This window comes from Culicoidibacter larvae (assembly GCF_005771635.1).
Taxonomy (GTDB): Bacteria; Bacillota_I; Bacilli_A; order Culicoidibacterales; family Culicoidibacteraceae; genus Culicoidibacter; species Culicoidibacter larvae.
The window spans coordinates 124,054-149,157 of record NZ_VBWP01000001.1; the positions used below are offsets into that span (position 1 = coordinate 124,054).

The following is a 25,104-nucleotide window of genomic DNA, read 5'->3' on the forward strand; positions in this document are numbered from 1 at the left end:
TTGAATATTTTGCTATTCTATCGTGTATATAAGTAGTCTTAAAACTGTTGCTTATACACATTTTTTTTATATTTTATTTTTTTGTTGAAAACTTTTATACAGTGTTGTATAATTTTATCCACTGACTGTGGAAAAGTTAAAAAAACATTGATTTTATTCAAAACTTAATGTGGATAACTTTTTTTGTGCTTTTTTCATGTTTCAGCTATAGTTAAATAACATAATAATATTAGGAGCAACGATATTTATGGAAATGATTGATTACGCCAAAAAAACTTGGAATATGGCAATTGAATATTTATTATCTAATCAAAAAATTACCCAAACAAGTTATGAAAATTGGCTTAAGGAGGTTACTCCTTTAAGTATGGATTCGCAAACTATTATTATTGCAACAAGAGATGAATTTGTTTTGCAGTGGTTATCTGATAAATATACTAATATTATTGAAAATGCAATAGAAGAAGTTATTGGTGAAAAATTGAATGTTCAATTTGTACTTGAAAACACTGAACCACAAATTGAAGAACCATCTTTTGTTACTAACCAAAATCATATACAAAATGATTTTTCAGAAGTTGATAACATAAATACTGCTTACTCTCAAACTCCACAGCAACAATTTACTAGTCAAGTAGCACCAAATTATGAATTATCCAATTTAAATGAATTTTATACTTTTGATAATTTCATAGTTGGTGATGGTAATCAATTCTCATATAACATTTCTTTATCTGTAGCACAGAATCCTGGTAAAAAATATAATCCATTATTTTTATATGGAGGATCTGGTCTTGGAAAAACACATTTAATGCAAGCAATTGGTCATTATATTCTTCAGCAAAACCCAAATACGAAAATAACTTATGTCACTTGCGAAACATTTCTTAATGATTTCATTAACAATATAATCAGGGAAAAAAATAACAATGAATTCCGCCGTAAATATCGCGATGTTGATGTATTACTTGTTGATGATATCCAATTTCTGGCCGGCAAAGAAAAAATTCAAGAAGAATTTTTCCATACATTTAATCATTTATATAGCCTAAATAAACAAATTGTTATTACTTCTGATGCACCTCCTACTGAGCTTTCAAAGTTAACGGAACGTCTAATTTCCCGCTTTTCTTGGGGAATAATAACCGACATGCAGCCATTAGACATTGAAACGCGTATTGCGATATTGAATAAAAAGGTTGAGATGTTAAATAGCGATGAATATTTTCCTAGTGACGTTATAGAGTATGTTGCTAGTCAATTTGAATTAAATGTTAGAGAACTTGAAGGTGGCCTTAACCGGGTTCTAGCTTATGCATCAATTTACGGAGCTCGTGACATTAATCTTGATCTTGCAGTTGAAGCATTAAAAGGATTTTCTAAAAAGAGTTCAGAGAAAATGTCAATTTTAAGAATTCAAAAGATTGTTGCTAAATATTTTCAAATCAGTGTAGAAGATTTGCAATCAAAAACTAGAAAACAACCTTTAACAACTTATCGACAAATTGCTATATATTTATGTAAAGAACTAACTGATAACTCATTACAAAAAATTGGACAAAATTTTGGTAAAAGAGATCATACTACAATCATGCATGCCGTTGATAAAATTGAAGAATTGAGAAAAAAAGACAAAGAAATCGATGCTCTTATTCATGAGCTTAAAAACCAATTGTAGATAAGTCCCGATTTATTAACATCTTATCTTTAAAGATATCCACAAGAATTATAGTTAAAAAATCTAATTAAATAGGTAAAAAAGCTAACTTTTCAACATATAAACATGCTATACTATAACTACTATACTAAAATAAATAATTTATTTAGGAGGAAGACAGATGAAGTTTTCAATTAATCGCTCAATGCTTTTACAGTTACTTAATCACGTAACTAAATCTATTTCCAGTCGTGTTATTACACCAATACTATCAGGAATTAAATTTGAAGTGACAGCAGACTCAATTACTTTAACCGGATCAAACACAGAAATGTCAATTATCACTAAGTTAAATGAAAACAATAAAGATAAGATTCAAGTTGAACAAAGTGGTACTTGTGTACTTCCTTCAAAGTATATTACTGAAATAATTAAAAAGATTGATGGCGATACAGTATCATTTGAGTTAATTGATACAAATTTAATGCAAGTATATACAACATCAAGTGAATTTACTTTAAATACTTTATCAGTTGAAGAATATCCAAATATTTTTCTTATTACTGAAGAAAAAAGTTTTCAATTACAAAAACAAATTGTTCAAAATTTGATTAAGCAAACTGTTTTTGCAACATCACAATCAGAAAGTCGTCCAATATTAACAGGTGTAAATTTTGTTATTCAAGGAAAAGACTTAATTATGACTGCTACTGACAGTTATCGTTTAGCTCAGAAAAAGGTGTTACTTGATGTTGAACCTGTTATGAGTAAAAACTTAATAATTCCTGCAAAAACTTTACAGGAATTAAGTAAAATTCTAGATGAAATTGAAGATAATGTTTTGACTATTTATACTTCACAAAGCAAGATATTGTTTATTACTGAAAGTATTTGCCTGCAATCTAACCTGATTGAAGGGAATTATCCGGATACTTCTAAATTAATACCAACTGAGTTTAATACTGTTATAGAAGCTGATTTAAATGAATTATTACATGCAATTGATCGGGCTTCATTGCTTTCAAGAGATATCCACAATAATATTGTAAATGCAGATATAAAAACTGATGGAATGGAAATTAAATCAATTTCTCAAGAAATTGGTCAAGTAAGAGAAAAAATTCAGAGTGCCCAAATAAGTGGTGATGAATTAAAAATCTCATTCAATGCTCGCTATGCATTAGACGCGTTGAAAGCTATGGAAGTTAATAAAATTACTATAAGTTTAAATGGTGAATTAAAACCATTTATTATTCATTCAAAAGATGATGAAAATCTTATTCAATTGATTTTACCTATTCGCACATATTAGTCATTTTTTGCTTATTTGAGGAGGTTTTCGGACGCTCCTCTTTTTTTGACTATTTAGTGTTAAAAAACCTTTAATTTAAGCTGAAAAAGGCTGATTTTTTTATAAAAATATGGTAAAATATTATGTAGGAGAAAGTTTGGAGGAAATATGCAAAAAGTACAAATTGAAACCGAATTTATTACGCTCGGTCAATTCTTGAAAGTTACAGGAATTATTGGTACCGGAGGAGCTGCAAAGTTTTTTCTTGAGGAGTATCCGGTATATGTAAATAATGAACTTGAGAATCGTCGGGGACGAAAATTATATGTTTCAGATCAGTTAAAAGTTGATGATCAGGAATTTATAATAGTTAAAGGATGAATATGCTTTGAGATTACGTTCCATTGATATTAAAAATTTTCGCAATTATAGCAATCAATCATATACATTTGATAAAAACTTATATGTATTAATTGGTCAAAATGCTCAAGGAAAAACAAGTTTTATAGAATCTATTTATGTACTCGCGTATGCTAAGTCATACCGAGTACATTCTGATGAGGAACTTATTTCTTTTGGTGCTGATTTTGCAAAAATAAATGCAGTTGTCGAAAAAAATCAAGGAACAATGCAATTTGAATATATTTTAGCGCGTAATGGAAAGAAGGTTAAGATTAATCAAGTTGAATGTAAACGACTTATTGATTTTGTCGGTAATGTTTACGTTGTAAAATTTTCTCCGGAAGATTTATTGTTAATTAAAGGTTCTCCTGGATTAAGACGTAAATTTCTTGATTTACAACTATCTCAACTTGATAATCAGTATTTACAATCTTTAGTTATCTATAACAAAATTTTGGCACAGAAAAAGGAAACACTAAAATCAGAGCATGTAGATTCAATTTATATTGATATTTTAAATGACCAACTTATAGAACAGATGACAATTATTTATCAAAAAAGAATTGAATATATTGATCGACTACAGGTGTTAGTCCAACCAATTTTTGATACATTAACAAGTGAAAAAGAAACATTCACTTTTTCTTATGAATCAAATTGTATAAGTTATCCTAGTAATGGTGATTTAATTACTGAACTAAAACAAAAGATGGCTGAATACAAAGAACGGGAAATAAGGCAACGCAAAATATTAATTGGTCCACATCGTGACGATCTTATTTTTTTTATTGATGAAAAGAATCTTCGTTTATATGGATCGCAAGGTCAGCAACGTACAGTTGTTTTGACACTGATATTAGCGCAAATTGAATATATTTATGAACAAGCCAATACATATCCAATATTATTATTGGATGATGTATTAAGTGAGCTTGATGACAATCGAAAGGTTCAATTAATAAATAAATTGGACCCAGAGATGCAAACATTCATCACAACAACGGAATTACATAAACTTGATGAATACATTACTGCTGATTATCAAATTATAAAAATTGATGACGGCAAAATTATAGAGTAGGTGAAATTTATGGCAGAACAAAATTATGATGCAAGTAGTATACAGGTCCTTGAAGGTCTTGAGGCAGTCCGTAAACGGCCAGGGATGTATATTGGTTCAACTTCATCACGTGGGCTCCATCATTTAGTTTGGGAGATTGTTGATAACTCAATTGATGAAGCATTAGCTGGTTACTGCGATGAAATTACAGTGGAAATTGAAGAAGATAATTCGATTAAAGTTATTGATAATGGACGTGGTATTCCTGTTGATATCCATGAAAAAACTGGTCGTTCAACTGTCGAGACGATTTTAACCGTTCTTCATGCCGGCGGGAAATTCGGTGGCGGCGGATATAAAGTTTCCGGTGGTCTTCATGGTGTAGGGGCATCTGTAGTAAATGCTCTATCAACTCGTCTTGAGGTTATTGTAAATAAAGACGGTGTAAAATATTTTGAAGCTTTTGAACGCGGTGTACCGATTGGTGATTTAGAAGTAGTTGGCGATGCTGACCATTCTGGAACAACAGTTCAGTTTTGGCCTGATCCGGAGATCTTTACTGAAACCCAAGTATATGATTATGATATTTTACGTAATCGTATTCGTGAGCTTGCATTCTTAAATAAAGGTTTACAGATTAATATTGTTGACCGTCGTTTTGGAAAACGCGAAGAGTTTCATTACGAGGGCGGTATTAAAGAATATATAGCTTACCTAAATAAAAATAAAGAATCAATTCATGAGGAAATCATTTATGTTGAGGGTGAACGTGATGATATTATGGTTGAAGTTGCTATGCAATATAATAGCGGCTATACAACTAATCTATATTCATTCACCAATAACATTCACACTCATGAAGGTGGAACTCATGAAGAAGGGTTCCGTCGTGCATTAACGCGGGTTATTAACAATTATGCTTTGAAAAATAATTTTATCAAAAGTACTGAAGATAATTTAACCGGTGATGATGTTCGTGAAGGATTAACATGTATTATTTCAATTAAGCACCCAGATCCACAATTTGAAGGACAAACAAAGACAAAATTAGGTAACAGTGAAGTCCGTGCAATTGTAGATAAAATATTTGCTGAGAAATTTGAAGAATTTTTGTTAGAAAATCCTGAAAGTGCTGGGCAAATCATTGAAAAAGGATTGATGGCTGCACGAGCACGTGTCGCGGCGAAACGTGCCCGTGAGCTCACTCGACGTAAAAATGTGCTGGAAATTTCTTCTCTGCCAGGTAAATTAGCCGATTGTTCATCAAAAGATGCATCAATTTCGGAGATTTATATAGTCGAAGGGGATTCGGCCGGTGGAAGTGCAAAACAAGGCCGTGACAGCAAATTTCAAGCTATTTTACCGATTCGAGGTAAGATATTAAATGTTGAGAAAGCTCGTCTTGATCGAATTTTTGCTAATACAGAAATTCGTTCAATGATTACAGCTTTCGGTACTGGTATTGGTGAAGACTTTACAATTGAAAAATTACGTTATAATAAAATTGTTATTATGACCGATGCCGATGTAGATGGTGCACATATTAGAACTTTACTTTTAACATTTTTCTATCGTCATATTCCGCAGCTTGTTGAGCAAGGACATATCTATATTGCCCAACCACCACTTTATAAAATTCAAGTTGGTAAGTCGGCTCAATATGTTTATAGCGATGAAGAATTGGATGCTGCTTTAGCAGAACTTGGTCCAAATGTAAAACCAGGTATCCAGCGCTATAAAGGTCTTGGAGAAATGAATCCGGAACAGTTATGGGAAACAACAATGGATCCTGAAACGCGTACTTTCCTGCAAGTTAAGTTGGAAGATGCAATGGAAGCTGATCAAGTATTTGATATGCTGATGGGTGAAAATGTAGAACCAAGACGTGATTTCATTCAAGAGAATGCAATCTATGTAAAAAATCTTGATATTTAATTTTAGATAATAAATGACATAATGAAGACACTGAGGTGAAAATGCATGTCAAATGAAGAAAAACAGTTTACTGAACGAATATTAGAAAGAAATATCGCTACCGAGATGCGTGAGTCGTTTTTGGATTACTCGATGAGTGTTATCGTTTCGCGGGCATTACCTGATGTTCGTGATGGTATGAAGCCTGTTCACCGTCGTATTTTGTATGCGATGAATGATTTAGGTATGTACGCTGATAAGGCTTATAAAAAGTCTGCCCGTATTGTCGGGGAAGTAATAGGTAAGTATCACCCGCATGGTGATTCTGCTGTTTATGGTTCGATGGTACGTATGGCTCAAGAGTTTAGTTATCGTTATATGCTCGTTAATGGTCATGGGAACTTTGGTTCTATCGATGGTGATGGCGCAGCTGCGATGCGGTATACCGAAGCAAAAATGAGTAAGATATCAATGGAATTAATGCGTGATATTCAAAAAGATACGATTGATTTTGTTGATAACTATGATGGCTCTGAACGTGAACCGGCAGTTTTACCGGCGCGATTTCCTAACTTATTAGTTAATGGTTCAATGGGTATTGCAGTTGGGATGACAACTAATATTCCACCACATAACTTAACTGAAGTTATTGATGCGGTATTAATTCTTATGGAGAACGAAGATATTCCAATTGTAGAATTAATGCAATATCTGCCTGGACCGGATTTTCCAACCGGTGCCACTATTTTAGGGCGCTCTGGAATTAAGCGTGCTTATGAAACTGGTAATGGTTCAATCATGATGCGTTCAAAAGCTGAAATTATTGAACATAAAAATGGAAAATCAACAATTTTAGTAAGTGAGATTCCTTATCAAGTAAATAAGGCAAAAATGATTGAACGTATTGCTGAACTTGTTCGTGAGAAGAAAATTGAAGGTATAACTGATTTACGTGATGAATCAAACCGTGAAGGTATCCGGATTGTTATTGAAACAAGCCGCGATGCCCAAGCAGAGGTTATTTTAAATAACCTTTATAAGCAGACATCATTGCAAACATCTTTCAGTGTGAATATGCTGGCGTTAGTAAATGGAACGCCAAAAATTTTAAATGTTAAAGAAGTTTTATTACATTACCTTGATCATCAGAAAGTAGTTATCCGCCGTCGTACTCAGTTTGATTTGAATCGAGCTGAACGTCGTGCTCATATTTTAGAAGGCTTAAAAATTGCGTTGGATAATATTGATGAAATCATCAAAATCATCCGTGCAGCTAATGATGATTCATCAGCTCAAAATGAGATGATGGAGCGTTTCGGTTTAACCGAAATTCAAGCAAAAGCAATTCTAGATATGCGTCTGAAAAGACTTACTGGTTTAGAACGTCAAAAAATTGAAGATGAGTTAAATGAATTATTGTTACTGATTGAAGATTTGAAAGATATTTTAGCTAAAGAAGAACGGATTTTGGAAATTATCCGGGTTGAATTAACTGAAATCCGTGATAATTATGGAGATGCTCGTCGGACTGAAATTTTAGAAGGTGACTTCTTAAATATCGAAGATGAGGATTTAATTCCGCAAGAAGACGTTGTTATTACATTAACAAATAAAGGATATATTAAACGTGTTGCAACTGATACTTATAAAGCACAAAACCGTGGTGGAAAAGGTATTAAAGCAATGGGAACTACCGAAGAGGATTTTGTAGAACACTTATTAACAACTAATACTCATGATTACTTATTATTCTTCACAAATCGTGGTAAGGTATATCGCTTGAAAGGATATAATATTCCTGAATATGGTAGAACTGCCAAAGGATTACCAATTGTAAATATTCTTCCAATCGAAAAAGATGAATATATCAATGCAGTTATTCCAATTAAGAACTTTGAAGAAGAGGGTTGCTTAATGTATGTTACTCGTCAGGGTGTTGGTAAACGGACTGACTTAAAAGAATTTGAAAATATTCGTGCAAACGGAAAAATTGCTATTAATCTTCGTGAAGATGATGAATTAATTTCTGTTCGTCGTACTTATGGAAATGATGAAATTATTGTTGGTGCAAGCAATGGTAAGATGATTCGTTTTGAAGAAACGAGTATTCGTGAGATGGGACGTACTGCAAGTGGCGTCAGAGTAATGCGTATCGATGCTGGCGAAAGTATCATCGGTATGGAAGTTGCTGAAGACGATCGTGAAGTGCTGGTAGTTACCGAAAAAGGATATGGAAAACGGACGCCGATTTCTGAATATCGTTTACAATCGCGTGGTGGTAAAGGGGTTAAGACAATTAATATTACTGAGCGAAATGGTAATTTAGTTGCTCTGAAAGCCGTTAATCCTGAAGATAATGATGATCTTATGATTATTACAACTGAGGGTATTATTATTCGTACACCAATTGATCAAATTTCACAAACCGGACGGGCAACTCAAGGTGTTCGCTTAATCCGTGTTGCTGATGATAGTCAAGTTTCAACGATAGCTGTTATTCCTAGAGATGATGAAGAGGAAGAAATAGTTGAAGTTACCGAAGAAGTGATTGTTGAGACAGTTACTGTTGAAGAAGAATAAAAAACGCGAGGCCTGAGTGCCTCGCGTTTTTCTATGGCCGGCTCAGAAGCGGGCCATTTTTTAATCATTAAGAAGTTTCTGAACAATGTCAATTGCTGCCAAATATCTGTCTTCATAGCTTTTATCATCTATGACAGTATATTCAATATTATATTCATCAAGTAAATCAATCAAGAGATTTTGGAAGTCACGTCTTTTTTGTGGTGTTCCAAGTGAACGCATTCCATCATCTACCCATGGTGTATTGTTATCCAATAAAATTACTTTATCAAATTGGAATTCATTGATTAATGTGTCTAAAACCGGATTTTTTCGGCCTTCGTATTGAATACAGAAGGCCTGGGTTGTTAAAAAGTCAGTATCAAGAAAAGCAATTCGATTAGCATGACGCACAGCATACTCGATAAATTTGTGGTGTTCCAAGGCAATTTTAGGGTAGTCAGAGTATTGCAATGCTTCTTCAGTACCGCCTAATTCCTGATAAACATAATCTCGGCCATATTCCCAGGCAGAAGTTGTATTGAAAACATGAGCAAGTTTATTAACTAAAATAGATTTCCCGCTACTTTCGCCACCAAGGATAGCTACTGTACGAACAAAGAACGGTTTCACTTCATTCGGGATATAATCCCAATTACGAAATGGGTGTTGTCTGATGTCGGTTGCGCTGATATGGACAAATGAGCGTGTTGCATCAATAATTTTAGTTGGTAATCCAAAGTATTTTTGATAATTTTCAATATCATCTAATTCAGAACTAAATACAATATCAGGATTTATATCGAATTCTTTGAATTTCTCTTTAACCCGATCTGACCATCCAGCCCATCCATTAGGATAAAATGGAATGCCGCTTTCATCTAAAATATGTGCTTCAATTGTATCTTGTTTTTGAAATGTTTTTGCTACCCAACGCAAACGATCTTGCGGGGTAGGGAAAGCACGAAGTTTTGAATCATTGAAAAGGATTTGATCGCGATCGCTGTCAACACCAACAAAAATATAGAGTTTATCTACCAAACTACTAGCCATGTTGATAAAATGAATGTGTCCTGTATGAAGTGGAAAAAATTTTCCGAAGATAACGCCTGTTTTCATAAATATATCCAAACTCCTTTATTCATATTTTAGTGGATTCTATGAAAAATTACAAATTTATTGATTGTTAGGAAAAATAGAAAAGGCTGGGTCCTTGAGACCCAGCCTTTTAAACTTTCTCTATAATTCACTAGCTGCTTCTTCATCCAATACAAATTCTACATTTGGATGAGTGTGTAATATTGTAGCTGGTAAGTCTTCAACTAAATGGTCGACTGCAAGTACTTCTTTCATAACTGGAGCTTTTTTAGTTCCATTAGCCATTAAGATAATTTTATGGGCACGCATGATAGTACCGATACCAAATGATAATCCATCAATTGCTAATGTTTCATCAACAACAAAGTGTGCAATGCGGCATGGTGCATCAAATGCACTTCCTGGTTGGTTTAATGCAATATGAGCATCTGTACCAATTCCAAGAAGTAGGAAGTCAACACCACCGAAGTCAGTGATAAATTTTTCCATTTTATCGCATTCAGCTTGAAGATCATCAGCTTTGCCATCAAAGAATACATTTTGCTTTACTTCAACATGATCAAATAGTTGTTCATCCATGAAAGTAGCTAAGCTATCTTTATCACTGGCATTTTTACCAACAACTTCATCTAAGCTTACAAAAGTTGCTTGTGAGAAGTCTATCTCATTATTTTTATATGCTTTAACCAATAATTCGAAAGTTTTAATTGGTGTTGCACCTGAAGTTAAACATACAAGTGAGTTTGGTTTTTTATTCAATTGTTCTTTTAATGCATCAACGATATGTTGAGATGCTTGTTCATAAGTCTTATAGATTGATGTTTTCATAGTAATATTACCCCTATTATCATAAATTTTATGTTAAGTCACTGCCGTTTGATGCTATGACTTTTTTGTACCAGTAGAAACTGGCTTTGCGAACACGGCGCAAATCTTTATCATCTTTTTCGTCACGATTTACATATATGAAACCATATCGTTTGCTGCATCCTTGATGTGTACTAACCAGGTCAATTGCAGACCATGGTGAGAAGCCAAATAATTCGCAGCCATCTTCAATTGCTAAACGGCATTGTTCAATATGTTCACGTAAATAATCAATTCGATATGGATCATTGACAATATCGCCTTCTTCTAATGTATCATAAGCTCCCAGACCATTTTCAGTAATAATCATTGGTAATTCATAACGATCATACATTTCTCTGATAGTTGTTCGCAAACCCACTGGATCCATTTCCCAGCCAAATTCTGTTTTAGTCAAGTACGGATTGTCAAAGCTTTTAAACCATCCAGGAATTGTAAATGCCATTTGCTGGTCGCCTTTATCACCAACCGGCGCATCATAAGGTGCATGTTCAATTGTTGCGGAGTTATAATAATTAAATGCAATAAAATCCGGATTGGCACCACGAAGAATTTCTTCATCACCGGGTTCAAAGGTTGGTACTAAATCGAACTCTTCTAAATAGCTCCATGCGATTTTATTATAGTGTCCACGAATTGGAACATCTAAATATAGCCAGTTGCGAATCGCGCTGAAGTTTTGAGCTGCTACAATGTCTTCGGGTTTTGAAGTAGCAGGGTAGGCGCAGGCAATATTAGGAGCTGGTCCAATTTTAGCTTCCGGAAGCATTTCATGACATAACTTCATAACTAATGACTGTGCTAGCATCATATGATGATTTTGTTGATACAATTCCTTTTGTGTTGCTCCGGTTCCTAGCAATGATCCATAGAGCACAAGCATATTTTGTTCATTAATAGTTTGCCAAAATTTTACGCGGTCGCCAAAGTATTCAAATAATGTTTTCGCATATTGAACATAGGCATCAATAATTAATTCGCGATTTGACCAACCACCTTGTTTTTCTAATTCAAGTGGCAAATCAAAATGATATATTGTCAGTACAGGCTCAATATTGTACTTTATAAGTTCATCGATGAGGTTATTATAAAATTCAATTCCTTTTTTGTTGATTGGACCATTTCCATCAGGAAAGATTCTTGGCCAGCTTATGGAGAAACGATATTCGTTAAATCCCATTTCAGCCATAAGTGCAATATCTTCTTTATAATGGTGATAGTGGTCACTTGTAACTTTGAAATCACATATCTTATCATGGTAAGGCTTCGGGATATCCTGCACTGATAAGCCTTTGCCATCTTCATCATATGCACCTTCTACTTGATACGCACTAGTAGAGGCACCCCAAAAGAAATCTTTAGGAAATCCTTTATTTGTTTTAGTCATAATACTCACTCCTTATTATACCGCTACTTATATTATACCTATGTTTCAACTGTAATTGCTTTCAATATCTGAAAATTTAGTGTAATATCTGAAAATGCGAATTATGACCCGGGAAATAATTTTATTTAAAAAGCAAGTCTCTACTTGCTTTTTAAGGTAATAGTCCAGTGATGATAAGGGAATTTATCCGAAAAGTAATTGTTAAATTGTGAATAATTAGATTTGCCTATTTAAAAAAATTAGATTATGAGGTAAAATATATAGGATACATATTGAATATCGAGGTGTAGTAAATGAGAAAAATAGCACACTCATTAGGTGTTATTTTATTGGTACTTTCAATATTTTGTTTTATGTCCGTTCCGACCCATGCAATTGCTGTGGATCCAAGTGTTACAAATGATCTAAATGACATCCTACAAACAGAGGATAACACACCGGTTATTGATGAATCTCAATTTCCATTTATTAATGCAAATGCTGCTTTAATGGTTAATGCTGATACAGGACAAATTTTATATTATGATACAATTGATAAACCAATGAATGTTTATAGTGTCTCTAAATTAATGAGCGCTTATATTGTTTTGCAAAAGATTGCTGAGAATGACCCTAGTTTTACCTGGGATACAAAAATTAAAATTGACGATGACCTGAGTTTGATTTCAACGACTAGTGGGTTTTCAAATGTTCCGTTGCAAGCTGGGGAGTCATATACGGTTAAAGATCTTTTAGATGCAAGTTTGATTGTTTCTGCAAATGCTGCTCTTATGGCACTGGCGCGTACAATTTCCGGAGATGAAGCTTCTTTTGTTAAGTTAATGAATCAGACTGCTGCAGAGATTGGATTGTCGCAATCAAAATTTACAACGTCAACAGGTCTTTCCGGAGGCGACATTAGTCCATTCGGTATAGACATTGGTGAGGGTGATAATATCATGACTGCCAGAGATGTTGGGTTACTTTCTATGCATTTGATTAATGAATATCCTGAAGTAATTGATATTACAAAACAAAGTGAATTTACTTTTGGTGCATACACTAGTTATCCAGAAGACTTGGTAAGTGCTAACCACATGCTTCCCGGTCTTCCAGATGAATATCAGGGAATGACAGGCCTTAAAACCGGTTCTGATATCTATGAGTATACATCTTCATTTGCTGGATATACTGAAAATAATGGTTTGAATATTATTACCGTTATAATTGGATGCCGTAATGCTGATGATAGAAATGTAGAAACTGCCAAGATGTTAGATTTTGCTTATAAGACGCTGGATCAATATATAGTTGTTGCACCAGATAGTTCTATTAATGGAATTGGCGGTTTTGAGACTCGCCAAGCCTCAAAGGGCGTTGTGAGTGCCGCGGTGAAAGAAAAGTTTGTGTTATTAACTACTAATACTAAGTTTAATGTTCAAGCAGAGTTTATTCCAACTCATCCGCAGTACAATGATACTTATAATAAGTTTCAAGGAAATATTTTGGCTGGAGAAAAACTGGGTAATATTGCTGTAAAGGGTGTTAACTTACTTTACTTAAAGGATAGCACTGAAACATATGCATATGTTCCAGTATATGCTACAGAAGATGTTGGAGAAGGCTTTTTCTTATTCAACTGGATAGAAGAACTTAAAGATATAATTGTTGGGGTATTTGTTTAGGAGTTGCTTTGCAACTCCTTTTATGTTTCACGTGAAACATTTATCTGACTTGACTTTTTATTCTGAAGTTACTATAATAAATACAATCAATGAAATCTAGGATGAGAATTAGTAGTAACTCACTTAATTTGTAGAGAGTCCGTGGCTGGTGAAAACGGATAGTTAATAGTTATGAATCAGACTCGGAGTGAAGTATTGAAGGGAAACTGTGTAGGTACTTTCGGGAACGCCCGTTATAGCGGAATGAAGTGACAATGTTTCACGTGAAACATTGTAATTAGGGTGGCACCGCGTAAAGACGTCCCTTTCGTAAGAAAGAGATGTCTTTTTTGATTTTATAGGAGGTTTTAATTATGATAGACATGAAAATTATGCGAGAGAATCTTGAACTCGTAAAAGAAAATTTAGTGAAGCGACAAATGGATAGTTCTATTGTTAATGAGTTTCCAGAACTGGATAGTGAGCGTAAAGTTTTATTGCAGGATAATGAAGCATTAAAAAATAAGCGTAATGAAGCATCGAAGTTAATAGGAACATATAAACGCGAGGGCAAGGATACCACCGAAATATTCGCACAGGTAGACGGTTTGGGTGACACTATTAAAGCAAACGATGAAAGACTAGCAAACATCGAAAATAAGATAACAGCGATAATGGAGCAATTGCCAAATATATTAGCTCCGGATGTGCCGGTAGGTAAAGATGAAGACGAAAATATTGAGATCAGAAAACATGGTGTGCCAACTGAATTTAATTATGAACCTAAAGCCCACTGGGACATAATAAAAGATTTAGATATTATTGATTTAGAAACAGCTGCAAAGTTAACCGGAACACGCTTTGCAGTCTATAAAGACCGTGGTGCAAAACTTGCACGGGCAATTATGAATTTTATGCTTGATACAAATACAAAGAATGGCTATACGGAAATGGCAACGCCACATATCGTTAATCGTGAGAGTTTATATGCAAGTGGGCAGCTGCCAAAGTTTGCAGAAGATCTATTTAAATTAGATTATGAGAAAGAATACTATCTTATTCCAACAGCAGAAGTACCATTAGTAAATACCCAACGAGATAATATTATTAACCAGGAAGCATTGCCAATCAAATATACGGCATATACACAATGCTATCGTTCAGAAGCTGGAGCTGCCGGACGTGACACAAGGGGTCTTATCCGTCAGCATCAATTCGAAAAAGTTGAACTAGTTGCATTCACAACTCCGGATGTTTCTGCGGAATTGCTTGAGATACTAACTGGGAACGCAGAACAAATATTACAGTTACTTGGCTTACCGTACCGAGTTATTGAATTATGCAGTGGAGATACTGGTTTTGGATCTGCTAAAACATACGACATTGAAGTATGGCTACCATCATATAATGCTTATAAAGAGATTTCTTCATGCAGTAATATGGGAGATTTTCAAGCAAGAAGAGCAAACATTAAATATCGTAATCAAGAAACCGGAAAACTTAATTATGTACATACACTAAATGGATCAAGTTTAGCAATTGGCCGGACCATTGCAGCTATCCTTGAAAACTATCAGAATGAAGATGGTTCAGTTAATATTCCAGAAGTACTTGTTCCATATTTTGGAGAGACAATAATTAAGTAAGATATTTCAATTGTGAAATAGTGATAAATAAAAAAAGATAGCCTTAAGCTATCTTTTTTTCTACTTTACAGTGGTGTGGATAATCTTGCCAATCTTTGTTAGGATGTAGTCCAGGCTTGATTCATCATTTAATATATCATAGTCATTCATATTTATTCTGAGAATAGGTGCAGTATTGAAATTATCAATCCAAGTTGAGTAGCGAGAATATAGAGTCTTCCAGTATTCTACATCGGTGACTATTTCCATTTCACGGCCACGTTCATGGATGCGATCAATAATATCATCAAATTCACCTTCAACGTAAATGATTAAGTCAGGATGTGGAAAGAAGGGGGTCATAACCATTGCATTAAATAAAGATGTATATGTGTCATAGTCATCTTCAGACATTTTTCCTTGCTCAAAGTTTAATTTGGCAAAAATATCAACGTCTTCATATATTGAACGGTCCTGAATGAATCCGCCACCATATTGAAACATACGTTTTTGTTCCTTAAAGCGTTCAGCAAGAAAGAAAATCTGTAAATGGAATGCCCAAGTTGTAAAGTCGGCATAATACTTATCTAAATATGGATTGTTTTCAACTCTTTCCAAAGATGTCTTAAAACCTAATGCTTCAGCCAATGCTTTGGTTAGCGTAGACTTACCAACACCTACTGTGCCGGCTATTGAAATAACTGAATGTAACGGGATATTATATTTTTCGCAAATATCTCTATTAATCATAATCTATACTCTCCTATAATAATTCTTTTATTTGTTCGATAATTTTTTTAAGGTCATCAGGGCTATTAACAAAGTCAACATGATCGCCATTAATGCGTAAAACTGGAATATCTGGATGCTCAAGCTCAAATAGTGTCGCATATGCATCATATTCAATGATAAGCTTCTCAAGATACTCATCTTCAATAAGTTCTTCAAAATCACGGCTTCTGATATTTATACGGTGCTTTAATGTATCAAGGCTGGCGTTGATAACAATTAAAAGGTTAGGTTGTAAGAGACCATCAATAAGTGTGTGATAAATTTTTTGAAACTTACTGAATTTATCTGGATGTAAATTCATATCAGCAAATAGCAAGTTTTTAAAAATATGATAATCAGCAACAACAGGTTTCGCCTTTTCAATATAGTTCTTCTGAATGTCTTCTAACTGTAAATATCTATTTACTAAGAAAAACATCTCGGTTTGAAATCCCCATGTATCTATATTTTCATAAAAACTTTCAAGAAATGGATTTTCATATACTATTTCCTTTAGTAATGAATATCCAAGTGCCTCAGAGACAAGCAAAGAAAGTGATGTTTTACCAACACCAATTGGACCTTCAATTGCAATGAATGGAGTTTGATGTGTGTTCATAAATATACCTCATTTTTTCTGGATACTTCTATTATATCTCATATAAAATAAAATGATAGAAATAAATGACAGAATATTGATTTTGAAGAGTAAAAAAGGTATAATAATAAATGCGTCTATACAATGCAAATTTGTGAACTTGGTCAGATCCGGAAGGAAGCAGCCATAAGCAACCCTTTGCGTGTGTGTGGACGCTTTTTATTTAAATGAATTAAAAAGGCGGTGTAATACTTTTATGGATTTGGAGAAAAGAGATATTGATTTTATGCGTGAAGCAATTCGTTTAGCAAAGAAGGCTGAGTCTCTTGGTGAAGTGCCAATAGGTGCAATCATTGTCCATGACAACAAAGTTATTGCCCGAGCATATAATACTAGAGAGAAGTCACAAAATGCACTTGATCATGCCGAAATAAAAGTGATTAAAAAGGCATGTGAGAAGCTGGGTACGTGGCGACTAAATGAGTGCACTTTATATGTAACTCTGGAACCATGTCCGATGTGTAGCGGTGCAGTCATACAATCCCGGGTTGGAAGATTAGTATATGGTGCCAGCGATCCTAAAGCGGGATGTACCGGCTCGTTAATGAACTTACCGGCAGATACAAGATTTAATCATAATCCGGAAATTGTTACTGATGTGCTGGGAGATGAATGTGGCGAAATGCTGACAACATTTTTTAGAAAAATACGCGAGAAGAAAAAGAGCTCAAATTAATTGAGCTCTTTTTCTAATATATATTTTTTAGGAATCAAGATTGAAACTGTTGTTCCAGAGTCTTTTTTACTCGTAATATCAATTGATCCATCATGTAAACCAATAATCGTTTTTACTATTGTAAGCCCAAGGCCTGTTCCGGAAGATTGATCTCTGGAGGTGATTGTATAAAATGGATCAAATACTTTTTTGATGTCCTTTGAACTTATTCCAATGCCATTATCGGTTATTTGTATTTGGTAGTTATTCTTTGATTCGGTAATTGAAAGAGCTATAGTTCCGTTCGGATGAGAGAACTTTATGGCATTGCTTATTATATTAGTAAAGACTTGTTTCATTCTGAATTGATCAACATAGAATTTTAAGTCATTTGAATTTATAGAAATTGTTAGTTGTTGTTTTGCTATTTCCTGCTCAAATGGCTTTAATGTTTCAGTAATAAGGTTGTTAATGCTAACCAATGAATAGTCTAAGTGATAACTATCACTTTCCAGTTTTGATAGGTCAAGTAAATCAGATACTAATATATTCATTTTTTCTGTTTGCTCAATAATCATATTTTGGAAGTCAATTTTATCATCATCCGGAATGTTATCATGATTGATTAGTATTTCAATTGCTCCTCGAATTGCAGCAATAGGGGTTTTAAGTTCATGGGAAGCATAGGCGATAAAGTGTCGTTGTGCTCGCTTAGAGTACTCGATTGAGGTGATGTCATTTAAAATAAAAATATTTCCCAGGAAATAATCTTGGTTATTTTTAATAGGATGTGAGATGAATTGGTAATATTTTTGATTTATTTTAATGCTATGCTCGGTAGAAGTATTTAAGAATTGAGCATCATCAATATATTTTACTAATTCATTTGGCAGTATTTGTAAGTAGTCTACAAGATTAGATTCAGTAAATTTAAAGTTTTTCTGAAATGGAATATTGTAATAAGATAAGTTGTGATTGTTATCAATGAAAAAAATTGGACTATCAATATTGTTTAACAGGGCTTCTAGTTGAGCCTCTTGATTTTCAATTGTTTTTTCTGTCTCCGATAATTCAAATTCAAAGCGCTTGCGTTCATATATTTTTTCCGATTGGCGTTCTTTGGATTGATTATAAACTTTATTGATATCAAATCCAATAACGATAATTAAAACTAGAAGTCCGAGGAAAGGATAGAAATAAAAAGCAATGAGTGCGAGAATAACGAGTGTGATATTTAATGATAATAATTTGATGAAAGCTTTAGACATATTTCTAACCTCACTTTGTTTCTAACATGTAACCAATTCCGCGAATAGTTTTAAACTTAATAGTTTCGTTTTCAAATTTCGAGCGAATTTTGAACATATGAACATCTATTGTTCTAGTATCACCATCATAGCTATAACCCCATAAGGATTCAAGTAGTTGATCCCGACTGACAACTTTATTTGCATGCTTAACTAAATAAAGCAGAAGTTCATATTCACGCAATGTAAGTTCGATTTTTTCGTCACCTAAATATGTTTCGTATTTTTCAGGAATAATAGTAATATCATTTAGTACTATTTTGTCTAATTGTTTAGATTCAGATAAGTTATGTTGCTTACGCAATCTTGCCTGTATGCGTGCAATGAGTTCGCGATTTGAAAAAGGTTTGGTAATATAGTCATCTGCGCCGGCATTTAGTGCTTCAACTTTATCAAATTCATCACTTCTTGCGGTAAGCATTATAATGTGCCCGGTTTGATCATGTTGACGAATTATCTTACATAATTCAAGTCCTGAGAGTTCCGGTAGCATCCAGTCAAGTAAATAAATATCAAAAGACTGATGTTTAAGTATCACTGCAGCATCCAATCCATCTCCAGATAAAGTAACATTATATCCTTCATGTGTTAAATCATACTTTAAAATTTTTTGGAGATTTGTCTCATCTTCAACAACAAAAATATTTGCCAATTTCATCACCTGCTTTTCCTTATATATACAATAACATACAATGGGGATATTTTATCTACTAAAACAATGATTTTACAAAAAATTAACATTCGGGAAATCATCCATTCATATTAGAATGTTAGACTTAAATCATTCGAAGGAGGAATAAACTATGAAATTGGGAAAAACATTAATCGTGTTAGGAATACTGGGTGCAGTACTCGCAGGTTGTAGTACGCAAGCAGATAACAGTAATACATCGATAACAATAAACGGCTCAACATCAGTAGCAGAATTATTTGAGACTACAAATGGGCACGAGGGAATTATTGATGCATATAAAACGGTAGCACCAAATGTAACAATAAAAATGAGTCCAACGGGTTCTTCTGATGGAATTAAAGCTGCGCAATCAGGAAGCACAGAAATTGGAATGTCATCAAGACAATTGAAAACAGAAGAGAAGACTGGGCTTACTTCAGTAATGATTGCAGTTGATGCAATTGCTATTGTTGTCAATCCTGAAAATAGTGTTGATAATCTTACTTCGCAACAATTAACCGATATTTACACTGGAAAGATAACAAACTGGAAAGACGTTGGTGGTAAAGACGCTCCTATTTCAGTTGTTGCAAGAGAATCTGGTTCAGGTACTCGTGGGGCATTTGAAGAATTGCTAGAAATAAAAGATCAAATGGTTACAAGTGCAAATGAGTTTAATGGAACTGGTGCAGTTCGCACCGAGGTCTCACAAAACCCTAATGCAATTGGGTACCTTTCGTTAGGAGCTATTGATGATCATTTGAAAGCTATCCACCTAAATGATGTAGAAGCAACAGTGGATAATGTTAAAAATGGAAGCTATACATTACAACGGCCATTCTTATTGGTTTATAAAGAAGATGTGGTTACAGATGCAGATAAAGCATTTATTGATTGGGTATTGAGTCCCGAAGGACAGCAAATTGTTACAGCTAAGAAATACATTGCTGTAAATTAATAAAAATAAAAATAGATTTTCCTTGAGTTTTTGATATAATAAAGTCGTGAAGGATATTATCATATTTTGAATTAAGAAATTGGAAAGCGTTGTTTATCAACGCTTCCAATTTTATTGGCTTTTCATAAGATAAAAGGAGAATCAAAAAATGAAGTATATAAAGTTTTTAGTAATATTTATTACCACAGGATTATTGTTGACAGGATGTGGTAGTACCAATGCCAATGCAACATCAATTTCTGTCAATGGTTCATCATCTGTATCTGAGCTTTTTGAATCTCGTGGTGGTGTTGCAGGATTTATTGATGTTTATGAGGAAGAGAATACTGATATTGCAATTAAACTAAGTGCAAGTGGTTCTTCGGATGGAATTAAAGCCGCAAAAGAAGGTTTAGCAGACATTGGAATGAGCTCGAGAAAATTAAAGGCTGAAGAGAAGCCTGGACTTGAACGGGTTGTTATCGCCCTGGATGCTATTGCAGTTGTAGTTAACCCCGGAAATCCTGTTGATAATTTAACTGTTGAACAACTTTCAGATATTTATACGGGAAAAATAACTAACTGGAGTCAAGTTGGTGGCGAAGATAAGCCTATTGCATTAATTGCGAGGGAGTCTGGTTCTGGCACACGTGGAGCCTTTGAAGAATTATTGAATATCAAAGATCAAATGTCTGAGACAGCAAACGAGTTTAATGGTACCGGTGGAATCAAAGCAGAGGTTGTTCAAAACAAGAATGCGATTGGATACATATCATTAGGTGCAGTTGATGATAACTTAAAAGCAATTGAGATTGATGGGATATATCCGTCAACTAAAACAGTTAAAGATGGAAGTTATGCATTACAACGACCATTTATTCTTGTATATCGTGATGATGTCATTTCAGATGAGGCTAGAAGTTTTATCGATTGGATTTTGAGTGATGAGGGTCAGCAAATAGTTGAAAACAAAAAATTCATTACTATTAACTAATAGAAAAGAGGAAAACAGTACATGAACAAGCGGATAAGAAGTAAGTTTTTCGAATATTTTTGGCGTAATATATTTTTAATTATGGCCACAGTATCAATTGTTTCTGTAGTTGGTATTGGTCTATTTGTATTTGTAAATGGGTCAACTCCCTTTTATCAACCTTCGATGGCAAATCCGATAGTTGTGTTTGATGGATTTACTGAATCAAATAAAGTTATATATGACGGAAAACAAATTACTAAAATGAATGATCAGATTAATACTGATGATGGAGAGCATACAATACAGTATACAGATGCTGAAGGCAATATTCAGACGGTACAATTTGTTATTGATCCAACTCAAACTGATACAAGTAAAGTTGTTGAGTTTTTAGAATACCCAGATGATTCAAAGGTTGATAATAGTGTTAGATATTCAGCTACACTTACATTGGCTGGTTCTACAACACTAAGTCCAAAAGAAATTTCAGTTGTTGCACCAGAACCACCATATTCAATATTGTCTTTCCTTTTTGGCCAAGAGTGGCGGCCTGATAGTATGAAACTTTACGGAATATTACCAATGATTATATCAAGTATATTGGTAACTATTTGTGCTTTATTGATTGGTGTTCCAATTGGGGTTCTGACAGGTGTCTATTTAGCAGAATTGGCACCGCCAAGAGTTGCTCGAGTATTAAGACCACTGACTGAGTTACTGGCTGGAATTCCTTCAGTAGTATTTGGTTTTATTGGTTTAATGGTTATCGTACCGTTTATACAGAATACATTTCAGATTGCGACCGGAACTTCGGCTCTTGCAGCCTCAATAGTATTAGGGATAATGATTCTCCCGACAGTTATTTCTATGACAGAGACTTCTTTACGTGCAGTGCCATCCTTTTATAAGGAAGGTTCACTAGCATTGGGAGCTACACAAATTCAAACGATTTTTAAAGTGCAAATCCGGGCGGCTAAGTCAGGTATATTGACTGGGATTGTTTTAGGAATTGGACGTGCAATGGGTGAAACGATGGCAGTAATATTGGTTGCAGGGAATTCGCCACAAATACCAGGATCAATATTAGATAGTGTAAGAACTTTGACGGCGACAATTGCCTTAGAAATGGGATATGCATCAGGTCGTCATAGTGAAATGTTATTTGCTATCGGTATTGTGCTGTTTGTCTTCATTTTTATTCTTAACGTTGTAGTCTTAGCTATTAATAAGCGGGAGGCGAAATAATATGAATAGTCGCAAAATAAAAGATACAATAATTAAAGTATTTATATATATTTCAGTTATTATTGCCTGTAGCTCAATAATTGGAATAATTGGTTATTCATTATTCAAAGGGTTGCCGGCATTATCCATTGATTTTATTATTGGTGATGATGGGATCCTGCCAATGATTGTATCAACTCTGTATACTGTAGCTATATCACTAGCTGTATCAATTCCAATAGGGATTATGGCAGCGATATATTTGCAGGAATATGCGAAGCCAGGAAGATTTGTAAATATTATCCGCTTGGCAACACAATCTCTTTCGGGAGTACCATCAATTGTATTCGGGTTATTCGGTTTGGCATTCTTTGTTCGATTGCTTGGATTTCAAGTTTCGTTATTGTCAGCTGGTCTTACCTTGGCAGTAATGAATCTACCAGTTATTATTCGTTCAACAGAAGAGGCATTGAAATCTGTGCCAAACAGTTACAGAGAGGGTTCTTTAGGGCTAGGAGCTTCAAAGATTCGAACAATCTGGCGTGTTGTCTTACCAAGTGCATTGCCTGGAATACTGAGTGCAACAATCCTAGCAATTGGACGTATTGTTGGTGAATCAGCACCAGTGTTGATGACAGCTGGTTTGTTATCAGATATGCCATCAGGAATATTTGATGGCGGGCAAACGTTAACAGTACACCTCTACTTGTTAGCGCAAGAGGCATTTACTGCTGCAGATTTTGAAGCAGCATTTGCAACAGCAACAGTATTAATCATTATAGTGTTGATTGTTAATATAACAGCTAGATTGATCGTAAGAGCATTAAAACGTACATAGATAGCGGAAGGAGCTTATGTTATAATGGATAGTAATATTAAAATGAAAGTAAATAATCTGGATTTGTTTTATGGTGAATTTCAAGCACTTAAAATGATTAATATGGAGATTAAGGAAAAAGAGATTACAGCTCTTATAGGCCCATCGGGTTGTGGAAAGTCAACATTCTTAAGAACTCTGAATCGTATGAATGATCTTGTGGATGGTGTCAAAATACAAGGCGAGATACTACTTGATGATAGCGACATTTACGCAAAAAATTTGGATGTCACAGATTTACGTAAACGAGTAGGGATGGTTTTCCAAAAACCAAACCCATTTCCAATGAGCATTTATGAAAATATTGTTTATGGTCCAAAAGCGCAAGGAATTCGTAATAAAGATGAGCTGAATGCAATTGTTGAAAAGAGTTTAAAGCGAGCTGCTTTATGGGATGAAGTGAAAGATAAGTTGCATAAGTCTGCGTTAGCTTTATCTGGTGGACAGCAACAACGTTTATGTATCGCCCGAACTGTAGCAATGAATCCTGAAGTTATCTTAATGGATGAACCAACTAGTGCGTTGGATCCAATTGCGACTGCGAAGATTGAGCAACTAATGGTAGAACTAAAAGAACGCTATACTATAGTTATCGTAACCCATTCAATGCAACAAGCATCACGTATTTCTGATACAACAGCATTCTTTTTATTGGGCTCACTAATAGAAATGAATGACACACAGTCTATATTCTCGTTACCGAAAGATCAACGTACAGAAGATTATATTACAGGACGTTTTGGATAAAATAATAAAGGAGTGAAAGTTATGGCGCCAGTAAAAGGAACAAGAGTTCTAGATGAAGAACTTAAAGGAATTAATGAAAAAGTCCAGGAACTTGGGCAAGCAGTTCGCCAAACATATTTAGATATGAGAAATATCTTGGAGACTAATGATAAGGAAATGGCATTAGCTCTAGTACGAAATGATGAAACGATCAATGAAATGGAAGAAGAAATCAATGAAGAGACAATTAGAATTATTGCTCTTCAAGCTCCAGTTGCAACAGATTTGCGGGTGTTGATTTCAGCACTGAAAATAGCGGGACAGTTAGAACGTATTGCGGATTATGCAGTTAATGTTGCAGATTATGTTTTACTTGTTAGAGACACAACAAGCTTGCCAACAACGCCAGCAATAAATATCATGCTATCATTTATTGTAGAAATGCTTGAATTGGTTATGCAGGCTTATAGTGAACAAAACCTTAAGTTGGCAAAAGAAGTTGCAGCTATGGATAATAAGCTTGACGAAATGTATGGTGAGGCGCTTGAATTAATTTTAAAGAAAGCGAACACCGAAGAACTTACTGAATATGATTTGAAAACAACTTTAATTATCAAATACTTGGAAAGAGCCGGGGATCATATTACCAATGTGGCTGAATCTATTGCATATTTGGTAAAGGGAAGATCATATGATTTAAATAAAGGAATTGCAAAGAGAAAAACATATAAAATATAGAGTGTAAAATTAATTACACTCTTTTTTTTATTATCCTTTTAGGATGAGCAAAAATCTTG

22 protein-coding genes, 1 other RNA gene and 1 other annotated feature are annotated in these 25,104 nt (G+C 34.2%); of the genes, 16 read left to right on the top strand and 7 right to left on the bottom strand.

What is annotated here, in order from left to right:
• The first annotated feature begins 247 nt into the window (after positions 1-247).
• The 6 genes from dnaA (at position 248) to gyrA (ending at position 8,904) form a co-directional block, all read left to right on the top strand.
• Entirely contained in the window at positions 248-1,678 is a 1,431-nt protein-coding gene (dnaA, locus tag FEZ08_RS00735) for a chromosomal replication initiator protein DnaA (RefSeq protein ID WP_199287982.1), read from the top strand.
• 160 nt (positions 1,679-1,838) lie between these two features.
• Positions 1,839-2,969 (top strand): DNA polymerase III subunit beta, encoded by a 1,131-nt coding sequence (gene dnaN / locus FEZ08_RS00740; protein ID WP_138189786.1) that lies wholly within the window; start codon positions 1,839-1,841, stop codon positions 2,967-2,969.
• A 147-nt stretch (positions 2,970-3,116) separates the two neighbouring features.
• Positions 3,117-3,329: a S4 domain-containing protein YaaA gene (yaaA, locus tag FEZ08_RS00745; protein ID WP_138189787.1), complete on the top strand. Its 213-nt coding sequence runs from the start codon at positions 3,117-3,119 to the stop codon at positions 3,327-3,329.
• A gap of 7 nt (positions 3,330-3,336) precedes the next feature.
• Complete coding sequence (recF, locus tag FEZ08_RS00750) at positions 3,337-4,431, top strand: DNA replication/repair protein RecF (RefSeq protein ID WP_138189788.1); 1,095 nt, start codon at positions 3,337-3,339, stop codon at positions 4,429-4,431.
• A gap of 9 nt (positions 4,432-4,440) precedes the next feature.
• Positions 4,441-6,345 (top strand): DNA topoisomerase (ATP-hydrolyzing) subunit B, encoded by a 1,905-nt coding sequence (gyrB, locus tag FEZ08_RS00755; RefSeq protein ID WP_138189789.1) that lies wholly within the window; start codon positions 4,441-4,443, stop codon positions 6,343-6,345.
• Between the two features lie 45 nt (positions 6,346-6,390).
• A complete protein-coding gene (gene gyrA / locus FEZ08_RS00760) occupies positions 6,391-8,904 on the top strand; it encodes a DNA gyrase subunit A (RefSeq protein WP_138189790.1) in 2,514 nt (837 codons plus the stop codon).
• Between the two features lie 60 nt (positions 8,905-8,964).
• Here the strand turns inward: gyrA and nadR are convergent, their stop codons facing one another.
• From nadR to FEZ08_RS00775, 3 genes are all read right to left on the bottom strand, one after another.
• Entirely contained in the window at positions 8,965-10,002 is a 1,038-nt protein-coding gene (gene nadR, locus FEZ08_RS00765; RefSeq protein ID WP_138189791.1) for a multifunctional transcriptional regulator/nicotinamide-nucleotide adenylyltransferase/ribosylnicotinamide kinase NadR, read from the bottom strand.
• A 120-nt stretch (positions 10,003-10,122) separates the two neighbouring features.
• The gene (locus tag FEZ08_RS00770) at positions 10,123-10,809 is read right to left on the bottom strand and encodes a 6-phosphogluconolactonase (RefSeq protein ID WP_138189792.1); all 687 of its coding nucleotides are present in this window, start codon (positions 10,807-10,809) and stop codon (positions 10,123-10,125) included.
• A 28-nt stretch (positions 10,810-10,837) separates the two neighbouring features.
• Complete coding sequence (locus tag FEZ08_RS00775) at positions 10,838-12,238, bottom strand: glycoside hydrolase family 1 protein (RefSeq protein ID WP_422386939.1); 1,401 nt, start codon at positions 12,236-12,238, stop codon at positions 10,838-10,840.
• A gap of 290 nt (positions 12,239-12,528) precedes the next feature.
• Between FEZ08_RS00775 and FEZ08_RS00780 the strand changes: the two genes are divergently transcribed.
• Positions 12,529-13,899: a D-alanyl-D-alanine carboxypeptidase family protein gene (locus FEZ08_RS00780; RefSeq protein WP_138189794.1), complete on the top strand. Its 1,371-nt coding sequence runs from the start codon at positions 12,529-12,531 to the stop codon at positions 13,897-13,899.
• Positions 13,900-13,988: 89 nt separating this feature from the next.
• Positions 13,989-14,208 (top strand) — a binding site (T-box leader).
• A gap of 44 nt (positions 14,209-14,252) precedes the next feature.
• Positions 14,253-15,524 (top strand): serine--tRNA ligase, encoded by a 1,272-nt coding sequence (gene serS, locus FEZ08_RS00785; protein WP_138189795.1) that lies wholly within the window; start codon positions 14,253-14,255, stop codon positions 15,522-15,524.
• 60 nt (positions 15,525-15,584) lie between these two features.
• Here the strand turns inward: serS and FEZ08_RS00790 are convergent, their stop codons facing one another.
• Both FEZ08_RS00790 and FEZ08_RS00795 read right to left on the bottom strand, forming a co-directional pair.
• The gene (locus tag FEZ08_RS00790) at positions 15,585-16,253 is read right to left on the bottom strand and encodes a deoxynucleoside kinase (RefSeq protein WP_138189796.1); all 669 of its coding nucleotides are present in this window, start codon (positions 16,251-16,253) and stop codon (positions 15,585-15,587) included.
• Between the two features lie 13 nt (positions 16,254-16,266).
• A complete protein-coding gene (locus FEZ08_RS00795; protein ID WP_138189797.1) occupies positions 16,267-16,893 on the bottom strand; it encodes a deoxynucleoside kinase in 627 nt (208 codons plus the stop codon).
• 107 nt (positions 16,894-17,000) lie between these two features.
• Between FEZ08_RS00795 and ffs the strand changes: the two genes are divergently transcribed.
• Positions 17,001-17,096: signal recognition particle sRNA small type (gene ffs / locus FEZ08_RS00800), an RNA gene on the top strand.
• 32 nt (positions 17,097-17,128) lie between these two features.
• Positions 17,129-17,608 (top strand): tRNA adenosine(34) deaminase TadA, encoded by a 480-nt coding sequence (gene tadA, locus FEZ08_RS00805; RefSeq protein ID WP_138189798.1) that lies wholly within the window; start codon positions 17,129-17,131, stop codon positions 17,606-17,608.
• Here tadA and FEZ08_RS00810 read toward each other — a convergent pair.
• Complete coding sequence (locus FEZ08_RS00810; protein ID WP_138189799.1) at positions 17,605-18,855, bottom strand: sensor histidine kinase; 1,251 nt, start codon at positions 18,853-18,855, stop codon at positions 17,605-17,607. The genes tadA and FEZ08_RS00810 overlap by 4 nt on opposite strands.
• A gap of 10 nt (positions 18,856-18,865) precedes the next feature.
• On the bottom strand, positions 18,866-19,552 hold the full coding sequence (locus tag FEZ08_RS00815; protein ID WP_199287983.1) for a response regulator transcription factor: 687 nt from the start codon (positions 19,550-19,552) through the stop codon (positions 18,866-18,868).
• A gap of 145 nt (positions 19,553-19,697) precedes the next feature.
• Between FEZ08_RS00815 and FEZ08_RS00820 the strand changes: the two genes are divergently transcribed.
• The 6 genes from FEZ08_RS00820 to phoU all read left to right on the top strand — a co-directional run bounded on the left by FEZ08_RS00820 (position 19,698) and on the right by phoU (position 25,045).
• Positions 19,698-20,525: a phosphate ABC transporter substrate-binding protein gene (locus FEZ08_RS00820; protein WP_138189800.1), complete on the top strand. Its 828-nt coding sequence runs from the start codon at positions 19,698-19,700 to the stop codon at positions 20,523-20,525.
• Positions 20,526-20,673: 148 nt separating this feature from the next.
• On the top strand, positions 20,674-21,498 hold the full coding sequence (locus FEZ08_RS00825; protein ID WP_138189801.1) for a phosphate ABC transporter substrate-binding protein: 825 nt from the start codon (positions 20,674-20,676) through the stop codon (positions 21,496-21,498).
• 21 nt (positions 21,499-21,519) lie between these two features.
• Positions 21,520-22,725: a phosphate ABC transporter permease subunit PstC gene (gene pstC / locus FEZ08_RS00830; protein WP_199287984.1), complete on the top strand. Its 1,206-nt coding sequence runs from the start codon at positions 21,520-21,522 to the stop codon at positions 22,723-22,725.
• 1 nt (position 22,726) lies between these two features.
• Complete coding sequence (pstA, locus tag FEZ08_RS00835) at positions 22,727-23,542, top strand: phosphate ABC transporter permease PstA (RefSeq protein WP_138189802.1); 816 nt, start codon at positions 22,727-22,729, stop codon at positions 23,540-23,542.
• A gap of 24 nt (positions 23,543-23,566) precedes the next feature.
• Complete coding sequence (gene pstB, locus FEZ08_RS00840) at positions 23,567-24,328, top strand: phosphate ABC transporter ATP-binding protein PstB (RefSeq protein ID WP_138189803.1); 762 nt, start codon at positions 23,567-23,569, stop codon at positions 24,326-24,328.
• 21 nt (positions 24,329-24,349) lie between these two features.
• Positions 24,350-25,045, top strand: coding sequence for a phosphate signaling complex protein PhoU (gene phoU / locus FEZ08_RS00845; RefSeq protein ID WP_138189804.1), 696 nt, complete (start codon positions 24,350-24,352; stop codon positions 25,043-25,045).
• Positions 25,046-25,104 lie beyond the last annotated feature (59 nt).